The 19,823-nt window shown below is 68.7% G+C and carries 17 protein-coding genes; 6 read left to right on the top strand and 11 right to left on the bottom strand.

The window, feature by feature from the left end; translation table 11 throughout:
• Window positions 1-187 precede the first annotated feature (187 nt).
• The gene (locus tag ACSMTC_RS06225) at window positions 188-631 is read left to right on the top strand and encodes a hypothetical protein (RefSeq protein ID WP_436558642.1); all 444 of its coding nucleotides are present in this window, start codon (window positions 188-190) and stop codon (window positions 629-631) included.
• A gap of 465 nt (window positions 632-1,096) precedes the next feature.
• On the opposite strand, the gene ACSMTC_RS06220 is transcribed toward ACSMTC_RS06225, so the two are convergent.
• From ACSMTC_RS06220 to ACSMTC_RS06205, 4 genes are all read right to left on the bottom strand, one after another.
• Window positions 1,097-2,884 carry a type IV secretory system conjugative DNA transfer family protein gene (locus ACSMTC_RS06220; RefSeq protein WP_436558641.1) on the bottom strand — a complete coding sequence of 596 codons (1,788 nt, stop codon included), beginning with the start codon at window positions 2,882-2,884 and terminating at the stop codon, window positions 1,097-1,099.
• Between the two features lie 142 nt (window positions 2,885-3,026).
• The gene (locus ACSMTC_RS06215; protein WP_436558640.1) at window positions 3,027-3,524 is read right to left on the bottom strand and encodes a hypothetical protein; all 498 of its coding nucleotides are present in this window, start codon (window positions 3,522-3,524) and stop codon (window positions 3,027-3,029) included.
• 28 nt (window positions 3,525-3,552) lie between these two features.
• Window positions 3,553-3,978: a hypothetical protein gene (locus ACSMTC_RS06210; RefSeq protein WP_436558639.1), complete on the bottom strand. Its 426-nt coding sequence runs from the start codon at window positions 3,976-3,978 to the stop codon at window positions 3,553-3,555.
• A gap of 162 nt (window positions 3,979-4,140) precedes the next feature.
• The gene (locus tag ACSMTC_RS06205) at window positions 4,141-4,839 is read right to left on the bottom strand and encodes a hypothetical protein (protein ID WP_436558638.1); all 699 of its coding nucleotides are present in this window, start codon (window positions 4,837-4,839) and stop codon (window positions 4,141-4,143) included.
• Between the two features lie 450 nt (window positions 4,840-5,289).
• On the opposite strand from ACSMTC_RS06205, the gene ACSMTC_RS06200 reads away from it, so the two are divergent.
• The 3 genes from ACSMTC_RS06200 to ACSMTC_RS06190 are packed head-to-tail and all read left to right on the top strand — an operon-like array spanning window position 5,290 to window position 8,436.
• On the top strand, window positions 5,290-6,366 hold the full coding sequence (locus ACSMTC_RS06200) for a tyrosine-type recombinase/integrase (RefSeq protein WP_436558637.1): 1,077 nt from the start codon (window positions 5,290-5,292) through the stop codon (window positions 6,364-6,366).
• 4 nt (window positions 6,367-6,370) lie between these two features.
• The gene (locus ACSMTC_RS06195) at window positions 6,371-6,694 is read left to right on the top strand and encodes a helix-turn-helix domain-containing protein (RefSeq protein WP_436558636.1); all 324 of its coding nucleotides are present in this window, start codon (window positions 6,371-6,373) and stop codon (window positions 6,692-6,694) included.
• Window positions 6,691-8,436, top strand: coding sequence for a hypothetical protein (locus ACSMTC_RS06190; protein ID WP_436558635.1), 1,746 nt, complete (start codon window positions 6,691-6,693; stop codon window positions 8,434-8,436). The genes ACSMTC_RS06195 and ACSMTC_RS06190 overlap by 4 nt, the downstream gene beginning before the upstream one ends.
• A gap of 2 nt (window positions 8,437-8,438) precedes the next feature.
• Here the strand turns inward: ACSMTC_RS06190 and ACSMTC_RS06185 are convergent, their stop codons facing one another.
• The 7 genes from ACSMTC_RS06185 to ACSMTC_RS06155 all read right to left on the bottom strand — a co-directional run bounded on the left by ACSMTC_RS06185 (window position 8,439) and on the right by ACSMTC_RS06155 (window position 15,873).
• Entirely contained in the window at window positions 8,439-10,010 is a 1,572-nt protein-coding gene (locus tag ACSMTC_RS06185; RefSeq protein ID WP_436558634.1) for an ATP-binding protein, read from the bottom strand.
• Window positions 10,011-10,033: 23 nt separating this feature from the next.
• Window positions 10,034-10,474, bottom strand: coding sequence for a DUF6238 family protein (locus ACSMTC_RS06180; protein ID WP_436558633.1), 441 nt, complete (start codon window positions 10,472-10,474; stop codon window positions 10,034-10,036).
• A 37-nt stretch (window positions 10,475-10,511) separates the two neighbouring features.
• Complete coding sequence (locus tag ACSMTC_RS06175; protein WP_436558632.1) at window positions 10,512-11,981, bottom strand: SCO6880 family protein; 1,470 nt, start codon at window positions 11,979-11,981, stop codon at window positions 10,512-10,514.
• 145 nt (window positions 11,982-12,126) lie between these two features.
• Entirely contained in the window at window positions 12,127-13,629 is a 1,503-nt protein-coding gene (locus ACSMTC_RS06170; RefSeq protein WP_436558631.1) for an SCO6881 family protein, read from the bottom strand.
• A 28-nt stretch (window positions 13,630-13,657) separates the two neighbouring features.
• Window positions 13,658-14,350 carry a hypothetical protein gene (locus tag ACSMTC_RS06165; protein WP_436558630.1) on the bottom strand — a complete coding sequence of 231 codons (693 nt, stop codon included), beginning with the start codon at window positions 14,348-14,350 and terminating at the stop codon, window positions 13,658-13,660.
• A complete protein-coding gene (locus ACSMTC_RS06160) occupies window positions 14,350-14,658 on the bottom strand; it encodes a DUF6112 family protein (RefSeq protein ID WP_436558629.1) in 309 nt (102 codons plus the stop codon). The genes ACSMTC_RS06165 and ACSMTC_RS06160 overlap by 1 nt, the downstream gene beginning before the upstream one ends.
• A 75-nt stretch (window positions 14,659-14,733) precedes the next feature.
• The gene (locus ACSMTC_RS06155) at window positions 14,734-15,873 is read right to left on the bottom strand and encodes a C40 family peptidase (protein ID WP_436558628.1); all 1,140 of its coding nucleotides are present in this window, start codon (window positions 15,871-15,873) and stop codon (window positions 14,734-14,736) included.
• Window positions 15,874-17,447: 1,574 nt separating this feature from the next.
• Between ACSMTC_RS06155 and ACSMTC_RS06150 the strand changes: the two genes are divergently transcribed.
• Both ACSMTC_RS06150 and ACSMTC_RS06145 read left to right on the top strand, forming a co-directional pair.
• Window positions 17,448-17,837, top strand: coding sequence for an AbrB/MazE/SpoVT family DNA-binding domain-containing protein (locus ACSMTC_RS06150; RefSeq protein WP_436558627.1), 390 nt, complete (start codon window positions 17,448-17,450; stop codon window positions 17,835-17,837).
• A gap of 782 nt (window positions 17,838-18,619) precedes the next feature.
• Window positions 18,620-19,633, top strand: a complete 1,014-nt coding sequence (locus ACSMTC_RS06145; protein ID WP_436558626.1) for a DNA cytosine methyltransferase — start codon at window positions 18,620-18,622, stop codon at window positions 19,631-19,633.
• Window positions 19,634-19,823: the final 190 nt, after the last annotated feature.

Here is a 19,823-nt window from a genome sequence, read left to right as displayed (position 1 = left end):
GCGACCCGAGCACGCGTGAGCGGTCACCAGGGCGGCCGGTGCCTCGTTTTGAGTGGTCGGTCCTGAGCGGTGCAGAGCCAGGTGCTCTGCACTTCACCTGCGCGGGTGCGTGGCACCTGCGGAGACCGTTGCGCGGCTGGCGCGAAACCTTGTGGACCGGTGCTTCCGGCCGTGATCGACTGAGGCCATGAGCTTGTCTGTGGATGTGTTCGTTGCTGGTGAGGACGGCCAGATGGATGTGCTGGATGTCCCGGCGGACAGTTCCGATCTCGCGGGCTTCGAGCGCTGGCGTACTGCTGTGTGGGGTTCCGAGGCCGTTCGGTCGTTGGGTGCGAGGTTCTTCCCGGTCCTGGCCAGTGGTGACTGGCTCAAGGTGGCCCCGGGCGAGGTGGCGGACCTCCTGGGGGAATGTTCCCTGATCCGGATCAACCTCGAACTCGTGGCTCCCAGCGCCGATTCTGCGAAGTCGCATGCGCAGTACGTCTGGCAGATCTCGGAGCGCTTGCGGAACATCGAGGATGCTTGCGAGCGCGCGCGGGCGTCGGAGGCGGAGTGCTCATCTGGTAGCGGTGTCCGTTCTGGAGAAATGTGGCCGCCGATCTGCTCGGGGCGTGGCACGATGACGGCATGACGTTGATCCGAAGGGGAGATGCCGCGTAGATCTCCCGGCGCCGTGCGTGCCCAGACGCGGTTGAGTCGGGGTCAGTCCCGACAGTTCAGTCAGATCCGAGGCTTGCGGCGGAGCGGCCAGGCTGCCGTGAGGCTCCTGGAAGCTCGTAGGTTCTGGCCCGGCTACCTGAGTGAGGCGCTCGGTCAGTACGAGCGGTTCCTGCGGCAGCCCGGTCGATGGCTCTACGTACCGTTGGCGGATTGCCCGTGCCACGACGTGTTGGGCGGTCGGGACAATCTGCAGACCATGCTTGACGTACTGCCGTCGGGTGCGCGTGGAGAGCTGCGACAGATCGTGGCCAGGCTCGATGAGGAGTTTGAGCGGCGGACCTTGCCGAATCCGTATGCGTCGCCGGGGACGCGTAACACGTGGTGGTACCGGCGCTTGACCGGTCCGTAGCCGGGCTCTGGGCAATGCGCGGATCGCTCACGCCGACAGTCCGAAGTCGTCGTGGGAGGCGGACTTGGCGATGGCGCGTTCGGTGATGGCCTTCGTCTCTCGGGCGGAGGCCGCTCCGATCTCCTTGGCGGAGGGTTCCTTGTACCAGGGGCGGAGGTCGAGCATCGCTGCGCGCAGTCCGGTGGCGAACAGCAGAGCTCGGCCCTTGGGCAGGGCGCGGATGGCATCCGGGGGCAGGATCCGCTCGGTGCGCATGCTCACGGAGGTGGACTTGCCGCCGTCGCTGGTGGAGACGGAGGTGGTCTGCACGTCGTGGTCGCCGATCATGCGGGAGAGCCGGTCGGCGAAGTCGGCGTCGTCGATGCCCGATCCGATGATCTTGGTAGTGGCGGCGGACCAGAGGGCGTCCATGCCGGCCTCGCCCCAGCAACGCTGCCCCTGCCGGTAGCTCTGAAGGATCGTCATGGGGATGACGCCCCGGCTGCCGAGGTGGCTGTAGAGGTCCGGGAGGTCGCTGATGCGGCACACGTTGGCAGCCTCGTCCAGGATCGCGAGCAGCGGCGGGTCGAGTCGGCCGCCGGAGCGCTCGGCGACGATGACGGCCGCGCGCATCACCGCGTCGGCCGCGGCGGCGATGATCGCCGAAGCCGAGCCGCCGCCATCCTTGCTGAGCAGGTACAAGGTGTCGCGGGAGGTGGCGAAGTCGGCGGGCTTGAACTGAGGGATGTCGTCGGTCGGGGTGACCCAGGCGGCGATCTCGGGGTCGAGCAGGCAGCTGGCGTACTGGCGGGCGGTCTCGAAGATGCCGTCCCGGGTCTCGGTCGCGCCGGAGACGGTGCCCTGGAGCTGGGCGGCGACCGCGTGGTGGCCGGCGTCGGTGAGCAGATCGACAGGGGTGCGGTCAGCCGGGGAGGAGAGCCAGGCCAGCACGTCCGTGATCGGACGGTTGGAGCTGGCGGCGGCCAGGAACAGCGCGCCGAGTGTGTTGCTGGCCGCGGTGCTCCAGAAGTCCGAGCCGTTGGACTCGTCCACGCTGGCGGCGACGAAGTGCCCGGCCAGGCGCTTGGCGCCGGCGAGATCGCGGGCGTCGGCCAGGATGTCCCACCACATCTCGCGGGGATGGTGGGCGATCTGCTGCGGGTCGAGAGTCCAGATTGTCCCGATTTTCGCGCGGGCGTCGACCGTCGCGGTGTAGGCGTCGTTTGCTGCCTTGTTCGAGGTCAACAGCACCGGGCCGGGTGCCGCGAGGATCGCGGGGATGGCGAGCCCAGAGGTCTTGCCGCTGCGAGGGGCCATGATCGCGACGAAGACGTCCTCCCAGGAGCCGCGCACCTCGGTGCGGCCTGGCGGGAGCGTGCCGACGAGGATGCCCCGGTCGGCAGGGGCGATCTCCTTGGGCTTGAGATCGGCCAGGCTCGGACGCAGGCTCTTCGCCTTGGTAGTGATCTCCGGCTCCAGGAGAGTGGCGAGGTCCTGCTTGCGGGCGAGCCCGGCCTTGGAACCGCCGCGTATCCGCAGCCAGAGGGCGAGGCCGGCGGTGGTGGTGGCGAGTGTGAGGAGGCCGGGGACGATGCGCGCGCCGATAAGTATGGCGAGCGGCGCCAGGTGCGGCCAGAGTGCGCCGGGGTGGAGGAGAGCGTCGACAGGATTAAACGAGGCCCAACGGTCGGAACCGACAAGGCGGTTGGTGGTATTGCCGATCAGCCAGGCGAGCGTGCCGAAGCCGAGGGCGGCGCCGACGGCACCGAAGAGCAGGTAAAGGAGGGCGTCGCTCCCGGTGGTGGTCGAGGGCGCGCTCGTGCGAGGGACGGGCATGAAGAGTCCAGAAAGAAGCAGCGGAAGGGTGGGGCGAGGCGCGGGGAGTTCTTCTCGTGGTCATGGCGCAGGGCTCCTTCGATCGGTGCGCGGTGGCGGTGCCCTGTGGGCCGGGGCGCCGCCACCGCCAATCAGGTTGGTCTCAGACGAACGGGTTCTCGGTGGGCCGGTCGCGCTCCGTTGCGGCTTCCAGCAGTTCGGCGAGGTCGTCGGGCTCGGAGGCGCGCTGGTCGAGCCACCACCCGGCCCGGGTGATCGTCCGGGCGACGTCCTCGACCTGCTCCCAGGTGGTCTCGTCCATGTCGCCTTCGAGGACGAGCGCGGTGTAGGCGGTGGACAGGATCTGGTGGCGGCAGCGCACGCCCCAGGTGACGGCGCGGGCGGTGCCCTCCAGCGGTGGCATCCGGTACTGCTGTGACCAGGCGTCGGATTCGGCCTGCTCCTCGGCGCGCTTGGCCGCGAGCCAGACAGCCTTGTCCTCGGCGGTGCCGTCCCGGTCGGCCTTCCAGCAGTCCGTGCAGTCCCGTTTGGCGAGCCACGCGGCGAATCCGGCGCGGCGATCTGCGGGGCGCTCGGACAAGTCACGCTGGACCTCGTGCCCGCACGAGTGATCGATCGTCCAGATCTTTTTCACGGCCATGGGCCTTGCTCCTCAGTCGAGTTGGGTGTCAGCGGTTGCGGACCGTCGCGATGCGGGGAGCGACGAGCCGGGGGGCGGTGCCGAGCGCAGCGGGCAGCGGGGCGGACGCCTTGCCGGGCAGGCCGGAGGTGGCCGGGCCGGCGGCGAGCGCGGCGGCGCTGATCGGGAACCTGCGGGCGTTCAAGCCCTGGCTGACCTCGTGACGTGCCGTTGCCGCCGAAGTGGGAGCGCGATGGTCGGGGAAGGCGACGTCCGGCTCGACACGGTAGTGCAGAGGCCGTGGCCGTATCGGTGAATCGGGTTCGAACTCGGCGTCGGTGGCAACCGAGTACCCGGCGGAGCGCAGCATGCGTACGGCCTGGGCGGCTCGGTCCCGACCGAAAGCGGTGTGGTCGGCGAGCGCGTACAGGTGTGGGTGACCGGGGGCGGGCTGGAAGCCGAGGCGTTCGAGCATCCAGCGGCCAGCGGGCAGGTCACGGGTGTTGGCGGCGACGATTCCGTGCTCGGGGTGGCGGCCTACGGCGATGTCGGTGGTGTTTATGGCGGAGTTCCTGGTGCGTGCGCGGAGGACAAGGAGGGCCGGACGGGCTGGTTCTGCGGGCGGCGAGCATGGTGGTCACCGGGACCGGCTGGTCGGTCGGTCGGCGACGGGAATGGCGGCTGACGGCGGCTCGGGGGTGCCGGTCGTAAATCCTTCGAGGGCCGTCGAGCGGGATCGTGCCGCCGCGGTCAACGGCTGGTTCGCGGTTGCCGTCGGCGTACTCTTCCGGGTGGCGGCGGGGGGAAGGGAGCGGTCCCGTTCGGCTTTGGCGAGATCACTTTGGGCGAGGTCGAGTGCACCGGCCGCCTTGGACAGCGGAGCGACGGCGGACGACAGGACCTCGTCGGGCGACTGGCGGCCGGCCCAGGTGTCGGCGTCGGCGAGCAGGTTAGACAGGGCGGGCAGAACGCCGTGGTCCGGGTTGGAGAGCACGGCCAGCAGGTCGGTGACGGCCTCTGGGCTATCCGAGCGCCTGATCTCGGTGGCCAGGGAGTTGATCTCGCGTGCCGCCGCGCTCAGTCGGTGCCGCAGCTCGGGTGCGATGGAGACTTCGTAGCGGGCGGCGGTGAGCATGTCGTAGGCGTGGGTGGCGATCTCGTTCTGCTCCGCGGGTTCGAGGTCGTACGGGACGCGCCACCAGGACGACCGGACCGTGGAGACGGGCAGGAATCCGGCCCGGGAAAGGAGCGCGCCGGACAGCTCGTCCCAACTGCCTTCGGCGATCACCCCGGCACCGGGTTCGTTGACGATGCGCAGAGCGGGAGACGGTGGCATGGCGGGAGTCCTTCGGTCATGGGCAGGCAGTGGCTTGCCGAGCGGGTCGGCGATGACGAGGATCGGCACGAAACGCTGTTCGGCGGTGCCGGGAATCGGTGGTAGTTCGCCAGCTGTGGCACGGAGCTGGGGGCGCACCTGCAACGGTCGCTGCCGGGCCGGGATCTGGAGATGCGGCCGTGGAGGCGGCGGGATCCGGTATCTGTGGCCGACGAGGAGTGGTGGTTATGTTGTACTCCCGGGGAAGTAGGTGGACTGCGCGGCATGCTGGGATCAGGCGGCTGTCCCTAGTGTTCTGAGTTCGTTGCGGCTCGCGTCGTGGCTTCCGAGCAGCAGGCCAGGTAGTTCAGCCAATGGGCCTCGGGCATAGGACTTTGACGATCCGTCGGGAATCCTGAAGGTTTGCCGGTATCCTCGACGAAGTCGTTGTCTCGCTGAACTGGGCATCCCATGACGCTGGCAGTCGTTCGAAACATCACCTCGGCCCGAGCGCTGCCTACGCAGCGTGACGTTGAGGACTTCGAGCAGGAGATCGTCGATCAGTTCGCGCTGGCCATGGCCGCGGCGAACCTCACCGACAGCCACATCGGTAACTCCCGTGCGGCGATCTTCGAGTTCGCGGGCAGTCTGAGTGGGCCGCTGTGGACGGCGTCCTGCAACGACGCCGACACCTTCCTCGCCGGACTGCGGGTGGACGGGCAGGCCCACAGCACCCGCGCCGGCAAGGCCGGCCTGGTAGCACAGTTCTACGACTTCATGATCAGCCGATACCAGGGCGACATCCATGCTCTGACCGGCCACGTCGTTCAGCAGCCCATCGACGAGTACAACCGCCCCAGCAGCCCGGTCTTCGCCAACGTGCGCATACCGCCGTCCGAGACCGAAGTGGACCAACTGTTCAACCAGTGGCGGGCGTCGATCCCCGAGGCACGCAAGTACCTCCCCGCCGCCCGCGACTACTTCGCCGCATCCCTGTGGCGCCGCCTGGGACTGCGGATCAACGAGTCGCGCATGCTCGACATCCGCGACTGGCGGCCCGACCTGGGCCAGTTCGGCAAGCTTCACGTCCGCTTCGGCAAGGGAAGCCGAGGCCGGGGATCGAAGCCCCGCATGGTGCCCGCCATCGACGGTGCCGACCGGCTCATCAACTGGTGGCTGACCGATGTGCGTCACCAGTTCGGCGAGGACTGGGCCAACCCCGACGCCCCGCTGCTGCCCAGCGAACGGCACGACGAGCTGACCGGGTGCTGCACCCGCATCGGCACCAATCCCCTGCGGGACGGCCTGAAGAACGCGACGAAGCTGTGGCTGCCAGCCTGGGAAGGCCGACTGACCCCGCATGTCCTGCGGCACTTCTGTGCCTCCTCTCTGTACGCAAGTGGCATGGATCTCAAGGCACTTCAGGAACTCCTCGGACACGAATGGCTGTCCACCACGACCCGCTACATCCACGTACGCAGCGACCACGTCGAGCGCGCCTGGACGGCGGCCAACCAGCGACTCGAAGCCCGCTTCGGAGAGGTGTGAACCAGTGCAGTGGAACCTGCGACTCAAGGCCGCCGAGCGCGGCATCTGGAAGTCGACCGACATGCGCCGCCGTCTCGCTGACGCCGGCCTGGAGATCAGCGCCGGGAAGATGTCCGCACTGTGGACCGGAACACCGACCAGCATCCGTCTGGACGACTTGGACGTGATCTGCTCGGTGCTCGACTGCGACCCGACCGCTCTGCTGATCCGGGAACCGGAGAAGGTCGCGGCCCGGCGGCCCGCCCAGCCCAAGACCGCAACAGCCTCCGAAGCTGGAGCGGCCATCGCCCCGCGCTTCGGCCGCAACCGCTCGGAGCCGCCGGTATGAGCATCCAGCCGCCCAAGAAGTGCCAGGTCTGCCAGGTCAACCGCGTCGCCTGGACCAACCCGCGCATGGACTTCTGCTACAGCTGCCTGCCCGGCGGACCGGTCGCACCGCCGCCCTGCCGATCCTGCGGCTCGCCCGACTACTTCAGCCAGGGCCAGTGCACCCGCTGCCACCCCGGCGCCCCGCTCCACGTGGGCGCCTGCCGCGGCTGCCTCGCCTGGGGCGTCTACCGCCAGCACAGCTGGCTGTGCTGGAGCTGCCGCTGGTGGCGCGGGCACTACGACATATCCACGTGCCAGTTCTGCGGCCGGGAGAGCCGCATCAACGGCCAAGGCGCATGCCGCCTGTGCTGGGAGAACGCCCGCTTCCACCAGCAGGTCGGCCGGGCCCCGGACCTTGAGGCCGCTCTGCGGTTCGGGCAGCAGTTGTTCCTGGCCAACCTCCAGTACGACCAGACCGGCGCCGCCCGCCGCCGCATGGCGCGCGAACGTGAACTGCGAGAGCAGCAGCCGGCACACCGAGCGGTGGAGGCCACCGAAGCGCGCCAGCTCCTGCTCTTCCGCATGCAACCGGGACACGGAGCGCTCAAACAGCGGGCCCTGACCCAGGACTCGCCGCTGCTGCGGCACTGCGAGCCTGTCCTGCGCGAGCACGCCGACCGCAACTCGTGGAGCCCCCGGCAGACCAACAGCGTCGTGCACACCCTCAAGCTCCTCGAAGCAGCCCAGGAGTGGCACGGGCAGAAGATCCTCGCCAGCGACATCGCTGCCAGCATCCGCTACGGCGGCACACTGCTCTCCACCGTCGAAGTCCTCGACGCCGCAGGGCTGTTCACCGACGACCGCACCACCGCCGTCGAGCGGTACTTCGCCAAACAGACAGCCGGCCTGCCCGAGCCCATGCTCGGCCAACTTCAGCTCTGGTTCGACGTCATGCTGAACGGAAGCACCACCGCCCCACGCCGACGCGCCCGCAAGGAGGAGACCATCCACCTTCACATCCAGGGCATGGCACCCATCTGGCGCGACTGGGCCGACCGCGGCCACAACTCCCTCGCGGAGATCACCCGCCAGCAGTTCGTCGACTCCCTGCCCGGGACGGGAAGCAACCGGGTGTTCGCCGACCAAGGCATGCGCTCGGTGTTCGACATCCTCAAATCGCGCAAGCGAGTCTTCGCCAACCCGACCCGGGGCGTGCCGGTGACGTCGACCAAGGCCACCATCCCCGTTCCACTGGACACGGCGAAGGTCCGGGAGGCACTGAACTCGCCCGACGTCACCGCGGCGCTGGCCGTCGCACTGGTCGCCTTCCACGGCCTGACCAGCCCGCAGCTCGGCGCGATCAAGCTCACCGATATCGTGGACGGCCAACTCACGCTCGGAGACAAGGTCATTCCGCTGGCCCGGCCTGTCTGCAGCCGACTGTCGGCCTACCTCGACCACCGGGCGCGGACCTGGCCCAACACCCTCAACCCACACCTGATCATCAACCGGAAGACCGCACCGAGGGCCACCCCGACCAGCAAGCTCTTCGCCTGGCGCAACCTCGACGTCAAGCCCCAGGCCCTGCGAGACGACCGAATCCTTCAGGAGATCTTCGCTACAGGCGGTGACGTTCGCAGGATCTGCGACTTCTTCGGCATGGGCATCGATGCCGCCACCCGCTACACCGCAGCTCTCGGCCATCCCGACCTCAACGCCGAGTCCAGCGACCAGACCCCGCGAACCCAGAACCCCACGTAGACTCATTTCCGCACCTCAGGACGCTGCACCGGAAGTGACAGAACTTCAGTTTTCGTGAACCCATGAGGTTTCAGCACCATCCGGGCGTCGGTGTCGAAGAGCGTGCGTTCGGTGGGGTGGAGGATGTGCTGGGTGATGAAGGAGCGGCCGGCGACCTTCCACAGACCCCTGCCCTTGGTGAGGGCGGCCACGGCCTGGGTCTCGACGCCGGTCAGGCCGAGGAGGGAGGCGGCGGTGGCGAGTTGGTCGGGTTCCTGGCGGTAGATGATGCGGGTGCTGCAGTCCGCGAGGAGGCCCTCGGCGAGGACACGCCCGCGTGAGCCAGCGTCGCCTGCGGACAGCAGGTCGCTGAGGCGGTGGATCACCATCAGGTTCGCGATGCCGAGCCCTCGGGATAGCTTCCACTGGCTCTGCATGCGTTCCAGCAGGCCGACGTGGCGCATCACCCGCCACGCCTCGTCGTAGATCACCCATCGCCTGCCGCCGTCCGGGTCGGCGAGTGAGGACTCCATCCAGGCGCTCGCACAGGTCATCGCCAGCACGAGTGCGGTGTCGTCGCCCGTGCCGCCGAGCCGGGAGAGGTCGATCGACAGCATCGGCGCCGTGGGATCGAAGGCGACCGTGGAGGGGGCGTCGAACATTCCCGACAGGTCGCCGTGCACCAGGCGGCGCAGGGCATGAGCGAGGTCCTCGGCGGCCGGCCCCATGCGGCCGCCTTGGTCGCCAAGGGCGGAATCGAGACGTTCCGGAGAGCCCAGGAGGTGGGCGATGTCGCCGAGCAGCGGAACCGTCCCGTGTGCCTGTGCGTCGGCGACGACCAGGTCCAGGGCGAGGTCGAGCGCGGTGTGCTCCATCGGCTGCAGGTCTCGCTTCAGCACCGTGCGCGCCAGGCCGGCCAGGAGAAGAAGGCGGCGCTTGCGGACCTCGGTTGCCCAGTCGTCCTCGCTCACCGCGGCGGGCCGGGCCGGGGTGTCCAGTGGGTTAAGCCTGCCCGGGAGCCCTGGGCCGAGAGCGATCGTGTAGCCACCAAGGGCCTGCGCGACGGCCGTCCACTCTCCCTTGGGATCGCACGGGACGTATGTCCGGTACCCGTGCGCGATCGCCCTGGTGGCAAGGGACTTGGCGAGTGCCGACTTGCCCATGCCGATGATCCCGGCGAGCAGCACGTTCGGGTTCGTGAAGCCCTCGACCTTCCCGCTGGCGTAGAGGCTGAACGGGTCGAAGCAGAACGCGGCCTCCGCGTGGACGTCCCGGCCGATGAAGATCCCCTCGGCGCCGAGTCCGCCTTCCGCGAGGAAGGGGTAGGCGCCGGACGCGGTGGCGGTGGTCATCCGGTGCTTGGGCAGGCTGAGCCTGCCGCCGCGCCCGGATGCGGCACCGGGACGCCCGGAGCTCGGGTAAGTTGCACGCAGCTGAGGATCGAAGCCCTCCTGCCTGCCGTGCTTGGGCGCGGTCTCGGCGAGGCGTGCCTTGTGGCGGGCCTCGGCGAACTCGGCACGGGCCGCGCGCTGCTGGGCACGGCTGATCTTACGGGGGACGAACAGCGGGGTCGCGCTGGCGCGGGTTGTGGGCATGAACGGTTCTCCGATCAGGGGTGTTAGTGGCGGATGAGGCCGGTGAACGGGTGGTGCAGGTCGGTCGGCGTGGTTCGGCGGCGCACGAGGCGGGCTGTGCGCTGGTGGCGTCGGCAGATCGTCAGCTCCGGGGCACCCTCGGGAAGGCCGGCCTGGCACGCCTCCCGGCTGGGCACGTCGCCGGTGCCGGGGCGGGGTGCTGCGTGGTAGGCGGCGTGGACGTGGTCGGCGGCCTGCCACAGACGGGTGCGGGCGGCCCTAAGGTGGTCGCCCTCGATCTCGATCAGCGGCGCGGTCCGGGCCGTGTGGGCGTCGAACAGCCCGTGCAGCGTGACGAGATGGGCGTGCAGAGAGTCCAACTCGGCTCGGCTGGTGACGAGTTCGCCGCCGGGGACGTTCAGCGCCCGGTGGAAGTCGATCGCGGCGGTCGCGTACGGGACGAAGTCCTGCGAGGGGACGGGCATGGTGGTGCTCTTTCGAGAAGGGGGGCTGGAGGCTGGTTCAGGCGGCGAGGGCGAGAGGCAGGGCGGCGGTGGTGAAGGCTTGGGCCTGCTGCCAGGTGAGTGGGCGCAGATCGAGTTGGGCGGCGACGGCGGCGGTTTCCACGGCCGCGGTGGCGGTGCGCAGTTCGTCCTCGGAGTCGGCCGAGACGGTCAGCAGGCCAGTGAGTGCGACGTCGGCGTGCCCGGCGATCAGCTGGCGTTCGCGGGTCTTGATGTCCTGGTACTCGATCGAGTCGGCCTCGGAGTCGACCTGGCCCCGGCGGGCGCGCTCGGCCGCGTCCGCGATCACGGACGCCTTCTTGCGCTGGACGTCGCGCAGCGCTGCGTCCAGGCCCTTCGGCTCGTACGACAGGCTGAGCGTGCGTCGGACCCCGGCCGTGAACAGGAGCGGGTGTAGGAAGCCTGCTGAGGTTTCGGTCCTGGGCCAGTTCTCGACCCAGTAGGTGGCGTGGAACGCGGAGTCGGTGGCGATGTGGTCGGCCTTCTCGACCACGACCACCGGCCCGGCGGCGGCAGGGTCGGCCTCGGGCCGGCCAGTGGCCGACCACTGGTCGAGCGCCGCAAGGGCTTTGGGGTCGTAGGCGGTTCGGATCACGGCGGCGATCTCGGTGGCGGACAGCCAGCTGGCCGGGTTGAGCCCGGCGGTCCGGGCGGCCTGGTCGAAGGCCGCGGTCAGCTGGACGAGGACGCTGAAACTGCCCATCAGGCTACCCCCGGCCTGGTTGATCAGCCGCTTGGCGGCCCTGGTGTCCAGTGAGACGGCGACGTACGTCTCGTGCGGTGCGGCGGCGGGGCCTGCGCTCTGGATCAGTTCGCTGTAGATCTCGCCCGCGAGCGGCGCCTGCGGGTGGCCGTGCTCGGCCCAGTAGCGGCGCAGCGCGTCACCGGAGTCGGGCACCGTGCGTTCGACCACCTGGATTCGGGCGATGTGGCCGGTGCGGGCGAGTGCGGCGAGGGCGCGTCCCCAACCGGCGACGTTGGCGTTTTGGTTGGCGGGGTCCAGCAGGGCGTAGGCGCGGCTGGAGACCTTGACGATCGCGGTCAAGGTGCCGGCGTGTGGGTCATGGACGGCTCCGTATCGGCGGTCGGGCGCGGTGACCACGCGCAGGCTGGCAGCGGTGCCGGGCAGGTGCAGCAGGCCCTCGCGGACGGGCCGGCGGGAGGGGCGGGCGAGCCAGATCAGCTGGCCGCGCAGGCGGCGCAGCGCGTATCGGGTGACGATTGGCGCCCAGTCGGCCAGGGAGCGGCCCCGGTAGCGGGCGAAGACGACCAGGGCGATGGCTGCCCAGGCGGGGGCGAGTTCGAGGGCGCTGACCACGCCGCGGGCGAGGATGACTCCGAGCAGAAGCAGCCCGGCGAGGGCAGCGGTGATCAGCTGCGGGGCGGTCAGGCCGAGGAGGATGCCGCGTCGGCTTCGGTGCGGGAACTTGACGGTGGGCGTGGCCGTGGCCTCGGTGGTGTCAGACATCGGGGATCCAGGTGGTGCGAGCGGGCAAGGAGGGGCGGACGACGCGGCGCTCTTCTGGACGTCATGGCGCATCTCCTTTCTGGGGGCGGAGGGTTGGGGGCGGGCTGCGGGTGTGCGGTTCGCAGCCCGCCCCAGGGATGAGTGGTCAGGCACCAGAGGTGGGTGGCTTGTCCGGGAAGACCCATCGCGCCGGTGTCGGCGAGCCGGTCGCGGACAGCCTGTTGACCGCAGGCGTCGGGGCGGTCGGATGGCTGGTCGCCGATGTCGGCCTCACTCCGCTGCCCGGAGACCCGCCGGGTGCGGGTCCGGTGGGCGAGACTGCGCCTGCGGAGGCGAGTGCCTCGTGGCCGGAGGGGGCGGTCGAGGTCGTCAGGGTTGGCGCGGCGTGGGCGGATTGGCTGGCGGGGGCGCTGTCGGCGGGCGCGTCGCTAGGCGTGGAGGCGCCCTCGGCGTCGGCCTTGGCGGGCCGGGTGATCAGCGGCGGGATGCCGGGGCGCTGGATCAGCGCTCGGCCCTTGTCGCCGGTGGCGGTCGGGTTCTCGCCGAACCGGAACCTGGTCTGCGGCTGCGGTGGCCCGGCGTCGATGCCCTCCCTGCTGAACCGGCCACCACCAGAGGGGTCGATGCCGGAGGCGACGCCGTCATTGCCCATGCCCGGGACCTGGCCCGGACCCTGCGGCGCCGGACCGCCAGCGCCCATCTGCATCGCCAGGCTGCCCGCGGTCTTCGCGGCACCTGCGGCGACCGCCATGCCGGCCACACCGCTGCGGTGCAGGTCATCGTGGCCGCCGCCCTCACTCGCCCAGTGAACGAACTTGTAGGTGGCGTACGGGCACAGCAGCACCAGGACCATCACCACGATGCCCGCCAGCGCATCCGACAGGGCTCCCATGCCGTCCTTGGCGTCCGACTTGCCCATCGCGCTGACGCCGATAAGGAACACCACCGTCATCAACAGCTTGCTGACGACCAGGGTGGCCGTGGCTTCGATCCAGCCCCGCCTCCAGCGCTTGGCGACCTCCCAGCCCCCGCCGGCCCCCGCGAACACCGCGAGGGTGACCAGGACCAGGACGCCGACCTTGCGGGCGACCATCACACCCCAGTACATGAACGCGCCGATCGCGCAGCCGACGGCGACCAGAGCCGGGATGGCCCAGCCGAGCTGGTACATCGCGCCGAACTCGCTGACCTTCACGATCCGCCGAATAGCGTCGTCCACGCTCGTGTTGGCGGCTTGGAAGAGACCTGCAGACAGCGCGTCCACCACGGTGATCGCCACGGCGGTGAAGCTGAGCGCGCTGAAGCTGAACAGTACGCCGGTCATCGTGCCCCACGCCGCTTGGGCGAGTGCCCTCTCGTCCCGGCGCCAGGCGGCGAGCATCAGCTGCAGGCAGAACGTCCCGACGGTGAGCGCCAGGCCGATCGGTAGCAGCAACTGGTAGTTGTCCCTGAACCATCCGGCGTTCAGGTCAATACCGGTCGTCGCGTCGACCGCTTTCGAGGCGAGGTTCGCGGCGCTGGCCGCCAGCTCGCCCATCGACTTGGCGATCCACGCGCCGATGCCGTCCGTCACGGCCCCGGCGGGATTGTTCACGAAGTTGACAGCATCACAGACGCTGCTCATCAGGGGGTAGTCACAGACTCCCACGGCACAACCTTCTTTCAGGGAGTCGTGATCACGGCGCGACGGCCGGCAGGACACCGACCAGAGCACAGTTCCGGGAGGGGCGGCACTGGACCGCGAGCGTCGCCGAGCGATCCTCGGCACCTCCGGCAGGCGAACCGTTCCAGGCCATCGATTGCTTCCCGGAAACCGTGACGGCGTAGATATACGCCTCGGCGATCGCCCCGGGATCCGCCTGCAGCGCCTTGGTGAACGAGATCGGAAAGTGCGCCTCATTCACCACAGCGGTCGCGAACTGCCCGTTGTCGGCCATCCGCCCCCACAACACGGGCGAGGGAACCTGGCCGTCGACCGACGCGGCATCGGCGTACTTCTCCTCACCGGTCAGCCACCCGTGCAGCGCGGCCAGCAGCTCCGGCTGGGAGTAGGCGCGGGTGTCGTACGACCACAGCGCGACAGCCGCCGCCTTGCCGAAGGCGATCGGATCGTGCGTCGCTGGCACAACCGGCAGGACACCTTGGCCGCCGGCAGCGGCTGGCGACGCCGGCGGAGAGGACAAGACGGAGACGGGCGAGGATACCGAACCCCCAAGCCGGGCCAACTCCTTGGCGGAGCTCCGGTTATCTCGGGTGAGGTGGGCGAACAGACCGGCGACGGCAACGAGCACCGCCAGAACGGCAGTGCCGAGCAGCGCCCGGCGACGCATACGCGGTGCGCCGCCGGGGTTCACGGAACGGACAGACATCAGTGGACCTGCGTACCCAGCGTGCTGAAGAACGCCACCACACCGTTCGCCGCGCCCAACAGCAGGGCGGCGCCCGCGCTGACCAGGACGCCCTTCTTGCCGTTGGCCTCGGCCTGGTGACCACCCGAGTGGTGGCCCCACGCCCACACGCCCGCGCTCACCGCGAGCGCGCCGACCACCGCGATGATCCCGAACAAGTTGAGGCTGCCCATCACCTGCTTGAGCACGGCAAGTCCCGGCAGGCCGCCCTCGTTGGGGGAGATCCCCGGGTCGTAGGCGAGCTGTGCAACCTTGTCGGCCAGAATCACTGAGAACTCCAATTCGATTTTGGGCACGCAAAGCGGACCTGAAGTGAGCCAGAGGAAGAGAGAGGGCGACGCCGGTCAGACGACGCGGCGGGCCGCGAGAATCTGCGGCTTCCAACTGGCGAGGGTCGAGATCTTGACCACGTCGCCCGTGTGCGGGGCCTGCACGATCAGCCCGGAACCGATGAACATCCCGACGTGCTCCGGGACTTCGGCCGTACCCTCGATGAACAACAGATCACCGGGCCTGAGGGCATCCACCGAGACTGGCTGGCCCTCCTTGACCTGTGTGTACGTGGTCCGCGACAACGTCATTCCGGCCGCCCGGTAGGACGCCTGCATCAGACTGCTGCAATCGCACCTGCCCGTCGGATCGCTGCCGTGCGGGTTGTCGCAGGCGCCGCCCCACTGGTACGGCGTCCCCAGCTGGCCGAGTGCCCACCGGATCGCGGTCCGCACCTGCGGTGGCGCATCGGCCGGGATCGTGTATCCGGTCGGCAGCGACCCGGCCGGGATGGTCCCGAAGCCGCTGCCGTCACCGCCGCTGGTCGTGCATCCGCCGCCCAACGTGGTCGGCCCAGGACTGTCGCCCCCGGCCGAGCCGGTCGACGGCGGAGCGCCGGTTTTCGCCAGCAGCGGTTCGATGGCCTTCTGCAACGCGGTCGCCAACGGCTCCCACTTCGCATAGGCGTCCGGATACCCCGAGCGCTGCACCGCCTGCGCGGCCTGAGTGACCGTCATAGACTCCCAGCCTGACACCTGCTGAAGCGCCGAGTAGAACTCGGTGGAGGCGTGGACCGGGTCGAGGATCTGTGCCGCAGTTCCCCAGCCCTGCGACGGGCGTTGCTGGAACAGCCCCAGCGAATCACGATCGCCGTAGGTGAGGTTCCGCAGACCGCTCTCCTGCAGAGCGGTCGCCAGTGCCACGATCTGCCCGCGCACGGAGATGTGCATCGCGACACCGGTCGCCTGAATCGTCTTGGCACTCGGTATCTGCTCCGCCGGGTTCTCCAGACCCGGGACGGAGGCCGTGGTGGTCTTGTCGCCGCCATCCAGGATCGCCTTCACTTGGGTAGCGACCGCTGCGGCATCCACCGCCTGCACACCACCGGAAGAGCAGGCAGCCGAGGCGTTACCAGCCGCCACCAAGACCATCGGAACGGCGAGCAGCAGCGGCGTGGTGGCGAGCCCAACGACGGCTCCCACGGTCTTCTTCATCGCAGTTGCCGTACACCGCGGCGAACGGCGCTGCGAGTGGGAGGGGTTGAACCCGGCGGCAGGTGTATCAGGGAAAGCTGCATCGCAGCGGCTCCTCGCTGGTCGTAGGAGGCGCGGTGCCAGCTCCTCGTCGAAAAGCCACCGGCACCGCGCCGTTGCGAACCCGCCCTCGAAGGCGGCCCGGGTTAGAGGAGTTGGTAGCTCCTGAACCCCGCTCTCAGATTCCGCGCGGCAGCCAGCCGCACTCGTAATCTCAGGCGATACACGGAGATCCCCACGGTAGTTCGGAAAACAGAAGGTGAACTCGGATGTGAAGGCGCAAATTTGGACGCGACAACACAGAAAGAGCCAGGTCGCTATCGGTGGAGCGTGAGCTCCTCGTTGACGACATGGCCAGACAATAGGCGGGGATTCCGGTCGCACCAAACGGCGGTAAATTGATCATTGATCGGGCTGGCCGTTCATTTGGTGCGACCGGAAGTTGCAGATAACGTTCGCCGCATGCCGCCCCGGGCGGACGACCACACGCTGCGCTCGGGCGGACTGAGCACCGCCATACTGTGAAGAGGCCCGCCATGAGCTGCCCCCTGCGCCCTGATGACGTTGCCCACGCCGAAAGCCTCATCCGCCCTGCTCAGGCTGGATGTTGACAATCGTGGAGGAGTCCGCCGAGTCGATCGATTCGGCGCACGTCGAAGCGAGCGATGGGAAAGGGCAAGGCTGCGGGCAGGGCTGGCACAGGACGACTTCGTCCTGGCCGACCGGAGGAATGAGCACGAGAGTGCCTCACCCGGGGTTTGGGTACCACAGGCGCGAAAGGGTGGCTGGCGCATCAAATGCCGATGCACCAGCCACCCTTCGCCGTCCAGTCAGGCTGCGCCGATTGCCCGCTGAATCAGTGGGCCAGCTTTCGCCAAGTCAGCCGCCGTCGCGATCCAGACCTCAAGGTCCCCGGCGCCGCGATGGCCGATGCCGCGTACATCGCGGGTAAAGCCCTCCTTCGGCTCGATGGTGCTGAGGTTGATTTAGAGACAGAGCAGGATCTCCCCGTTCCCCGGGCGACAGAGGACACTGGCCACATTTACCCGTCGCCGGTATGTAGCGCTTGAGGACGGAGACCTCGACCCTTTCCGAGGCGGTGGGCATCTCGCCCAGCCCGTCGAACAGCACCCGCAGACCTTCGGGCATCTCGATCATGTTCGGCCTGCCTGCTACGGGTGTCTCGCCACCCGCCTCGGGCTCCGGGTCTCGCGAGGGAGGCCAGCGTCTCACCGGGTCGGCGCTGGAGACCAGGTGCGGACTCGACCAACTGTAGGCTCGACAGCCCGCCGTCAAAGAGCCGGTACCGCACGAGGTCGATCCGTTTGCCCACCTCCTGCAGCGTTCACCCGGTTGGGGTAAGAGAAGTCAGCCGCTATACGGACTCCGTCCTCGACCATGAGGCGTCCGGCGCCACGTCGGCCAGTGTTGTCGAGGGCGCGCGCTCGCTCCGCCGTGTTCTCAACTGTCAGAGGTGAGAAGCATTCTGGAGACGTGAGTACCCCAAGATATGTTGTCGGGTCTGTCACCGCATCGTGGCCGTCCACCCGGTCAGCCGGACCGTCGTGCGGCACGATCCCGATGATCGTGGGCCCCGTCGCGATCTGGTCAGTTGCTCGGGCAGCCTGCGGCGTATCGAGCTGGACGGCCAGCTGATTCGGAATCGGTGCGCCAGCGCTTCCTCCAACACACGAGGCGAGTCGCTCATCTCTCCCACGGATGAAAGACTCGTGGGTGTGATCCGAGAACCTGCTGAAGTCACTGTCGACTCCGAAGGCCGAGTGACCCTGCCCATGGGGCTGCTTGTGGAGGCTGGCCTCGACATCGGCGCCCGCCTGCTTGCCTACAGCGACGGCGACGGCCGAATCGTGCTACAGCGTGAGGCCGACGCCATCGGTCGACTCCTCGGGCTTGGCGATCTCTGATTATCCGTCATCAAGCCGTGATTGAGCCGATGCTCCGTCACCGGAGCGCCCTTTCAGGGCGCCCGTCACATCGATTGCACTGGTGATCGTGGCGCCGCGGGCGATGTCGGTGATCCTGCCATCCCCCCGCGTATGCAGGGCAAGTGATCTGCCCGTGAATCAGCCGGTTCGCCCTGAGCATTGAGCTGCCGGGCGCCGACCGGGTTTTCGGTCTACCCGCTCGCTCTCCCACCAGTTCCCCGAGACATGGGCGACCCCTCGGATCGCCCCCTTCATCGGCCAACTGTCGGCTTCCGACTTCCTCGACCTCGCCTACCTCCGCCAGATCACCGAGAGCGCCCCACCCAGGCCGACGAGTAGGTCCTCCTCCTGATTCGCCACAGACTGGCGCCGAGGTCCAAGTTTCGGCGCGATCAGCAAAGTGAACTCCACGCGCCGCCGCACGGCCCATCACGGAATCGTTCGTCGGCCGCAGCGAGGGGCGTTCGTCCTGTACTGGATCACCGAGAAGGAAAATGGCAGCGAGACCGACGAGTACGGGCGGGCCACGCAGGGAGGCTGGTGATGGCGTTCGACTACGTCGCGCCCGGTGACGCCCATAGCTCCCGGGACGGCGCCGTGCGCTTCGTGGCCATCGACTTCTCCCTGAAGGAGATGCGATCATCGACGCTCAGGGCTCCGACCGCCGCTGAGGCCTCGGCAACTGAGTGGCACAGGGGGTGGGCGGGGTAGCCTCTCCAACCCAGCCGGTTCTCGTTTCCCGACAAGCACGAACGGTGATTATGGAAGAGTCCCGCCTCGAACGCCTTAGCTGCCTTGCTGTGTGCGCCGGTGCAGGCGGCCTCGCGCTCGGCCTTGAGCAGGCTGGTTTCGATCCCGTATTGCTCTTGGACAACCGCGCCGTGGCCTGCGAGACGCTGCGTCGGAATCGTCCCGACTGGGAGGTCCTCGAGACCGACCTCCTGGACTACGATCCGGTGGACCACCAGGCGACTTATGACGTGGATCTTCTGGCTGCCGGCCTGCCCCGGGTGAAGGCGAGTGCCGCGGTGGCACGCGAGGACAGCACCGAGGAGCTTCGAACGCTCGAAGCGACGATCATGCTCATGCACGGCGTACAGCCACGCGCCCTGCTCATCGAGAACGTCCCCGATCTGGTCTCCAAGCCCGCATACGAGCCGATCCGCGCGTACGTTGCCACCGAGCTCGAACACCTCGGTTATCGGCACCATTGGTTCGTTCTCAACGCGATGGACCACGGCGTGCCCCAGGATCGCAAGCAAGGGATCCTGGTGGCTCTGAAAGGGGACTCCATCGACGACTTCGTCACCCCGATGCCCGATACCACGCCGCCGATCACCGTGGGCAAGGCGCTGGGTGCCTCCATGGCCACACGCGGCTGGCCCTACGCGGCCGCCTGGGCTGCGCAGGCCGACCGGGTCGCCCCGACCCTGGTCGGGGGTTCCTGGAACCGTGGTGGGGCCGATCTGGGGCCGACCGGGTCGAAGCGTTCCTGGGCCCGTATGCGAGTAAACGGCGGCACTGTCGCCGACGAGGTCCCCGGGCCTGAGTTCCCTTGGGACCTCTCACTCGGCGTCACGGGCATGGTGGCGTTGACCGTCGAGCAGGTGGCACGACTGCAGGGCTTTCCTGAGGACTGGTCCTTCGCCGGCCGCAAGACGGCCCGCTACCGCCAGGTCGGCCACGCCTCGCCGCCTCCGGTGGGCCGGGCCCTCGGGCTCGCGATCCGGACCGCGTTGAGGCGCTGCGCGCCCGCAAGGCAGGACCATCGGTGAACTGATCCCGCGCTGATTGCCGAGCGGGTAATCCGTGGGACCGCTGGTGGATGAACATGCTGGTGAGAGCTCTACGGAATGCCCTGATCCCATCCGCCGTCCGGAAGCGCAGGCCGGGATCCTGAGCCGCTCCGATCCCGAGACACTGGGGCGGTATGGCAGTTGTGCCATACCGCCCCAGTGTCACTGC

The sequence above is a fragment of the Kitasatospora sp. HPM-01-4 genome (assembly GCF_051374625.1).
Taxonomy (GTDB): domain Bacteria; phylum Actinomycetota; class Actinomycetes; order Streptomycetales; family Streptomycetaceae; genus Kitasatospora.
Note: the sequence above shows the minus strand (reverse complement) of the source record. Positions and strands in the feature narration are given on the sequence as shown.

Excerpts from the sequence above, each read along its gene's own strand:
- ACSMTC_RS06225 (WP_436558642.1), top strand. The coding sequence starts at position 188 with ATGAGCTTGTCTGTGGATGTGTTCGTTGCTGGTGAGGACGGCCAGATG.
- ACSMTC_RS06220 (WP_436558641.1), bottom strand. The coding sequence starts at position 2,884 with ATGCCCGTCCCTCGCACGAGCGCGCCCTCGACCACCACCGGGAGCGAC.
- ACSMTC_RS06215 (WP_436558640.1), bottom strand. The coding sequence starts at position 3,524 with ATGGCCGTGAAAAAGATCTGGACGATCGATCACTCGTGCGGGCACGAG.
- ACSMTC_RS06210 (WP_436558639.1), bottom strand. The coding sequence starts at position 3,978 with ATGCTCGAACGCCTCGGCTTCCAGCCCGCCCCCGGTCACCCACACCTG.
- ACSMTC_RS06205 (WP_436558638.1), bottom strand. The coding sequence starts at position 4,839 with ATGCCACCGTCTCCCGCTCTGCGCATCGTCAACGAACCCGGTGCCGGG.
- ACSMTC_RS06200 (WP_436558637.1), top strand. The coding sequence starts at position 5,290 with ATGACGCTGGCAGTCGTTCGAAACATCACCTCGGCCCGAGCGCTGCCT.
- ACSMTC_RS06190 (WP_436558635.1), top strand. The coding sequence starts at position 6,691 with ATGAGCATCCAGCCGCCCAAGAAGTGCCAGGTCTGCCAGGTCAACCGC.
- ACSMTC_RS06185 (WP_436558634.1), bottom strand. The coding sequence starts at position 10,010 with ATGCCCACAACCCGCGCCAGCGCGACCCCGCTGTTCGTCCCCCGTAAG.
- ACSMTC_RS06180 (WP_436558633.1), bottom strand. The coding sequence starts at position 10,474 with ATGCCCGTCCCCTCGCAGGACTTCGTCCCGTACGCGACCGCCGCGATC.
- ACSMTC_RS06175 (WP_436558632.1), bottom strand. The coding sequence starts at position 11,981 with ATGTCTGACACCACCGAGGCCACGGCCACGCCCACCGTCAAGTTCCCG.
- ACSMTC_RS06165 (WP_436558630.1), bottom strand. The coding sequence starts at position 14,350 with ATGTCTGTCCGTTCCGTGAACCCCGGCGGCGCACCGCGTATGCGTCGC.
- ACSMTC_RS06155 (WP_436558628.1), bottom strand. The coding sequence starts at position 15,873 with ATGAAGAAGACCGTGGGAGCCGTCGTTGGGCTCGCCACCACGCCGCTG.
- ACSMTC_RS06145 (WP_436558626.1), top strand. The coding sequence starts at position 18,620 with ATGGAAGAGTCCCGCCTCGAACGCCTTAGCTGCCTTGCTGTGTGCGCC.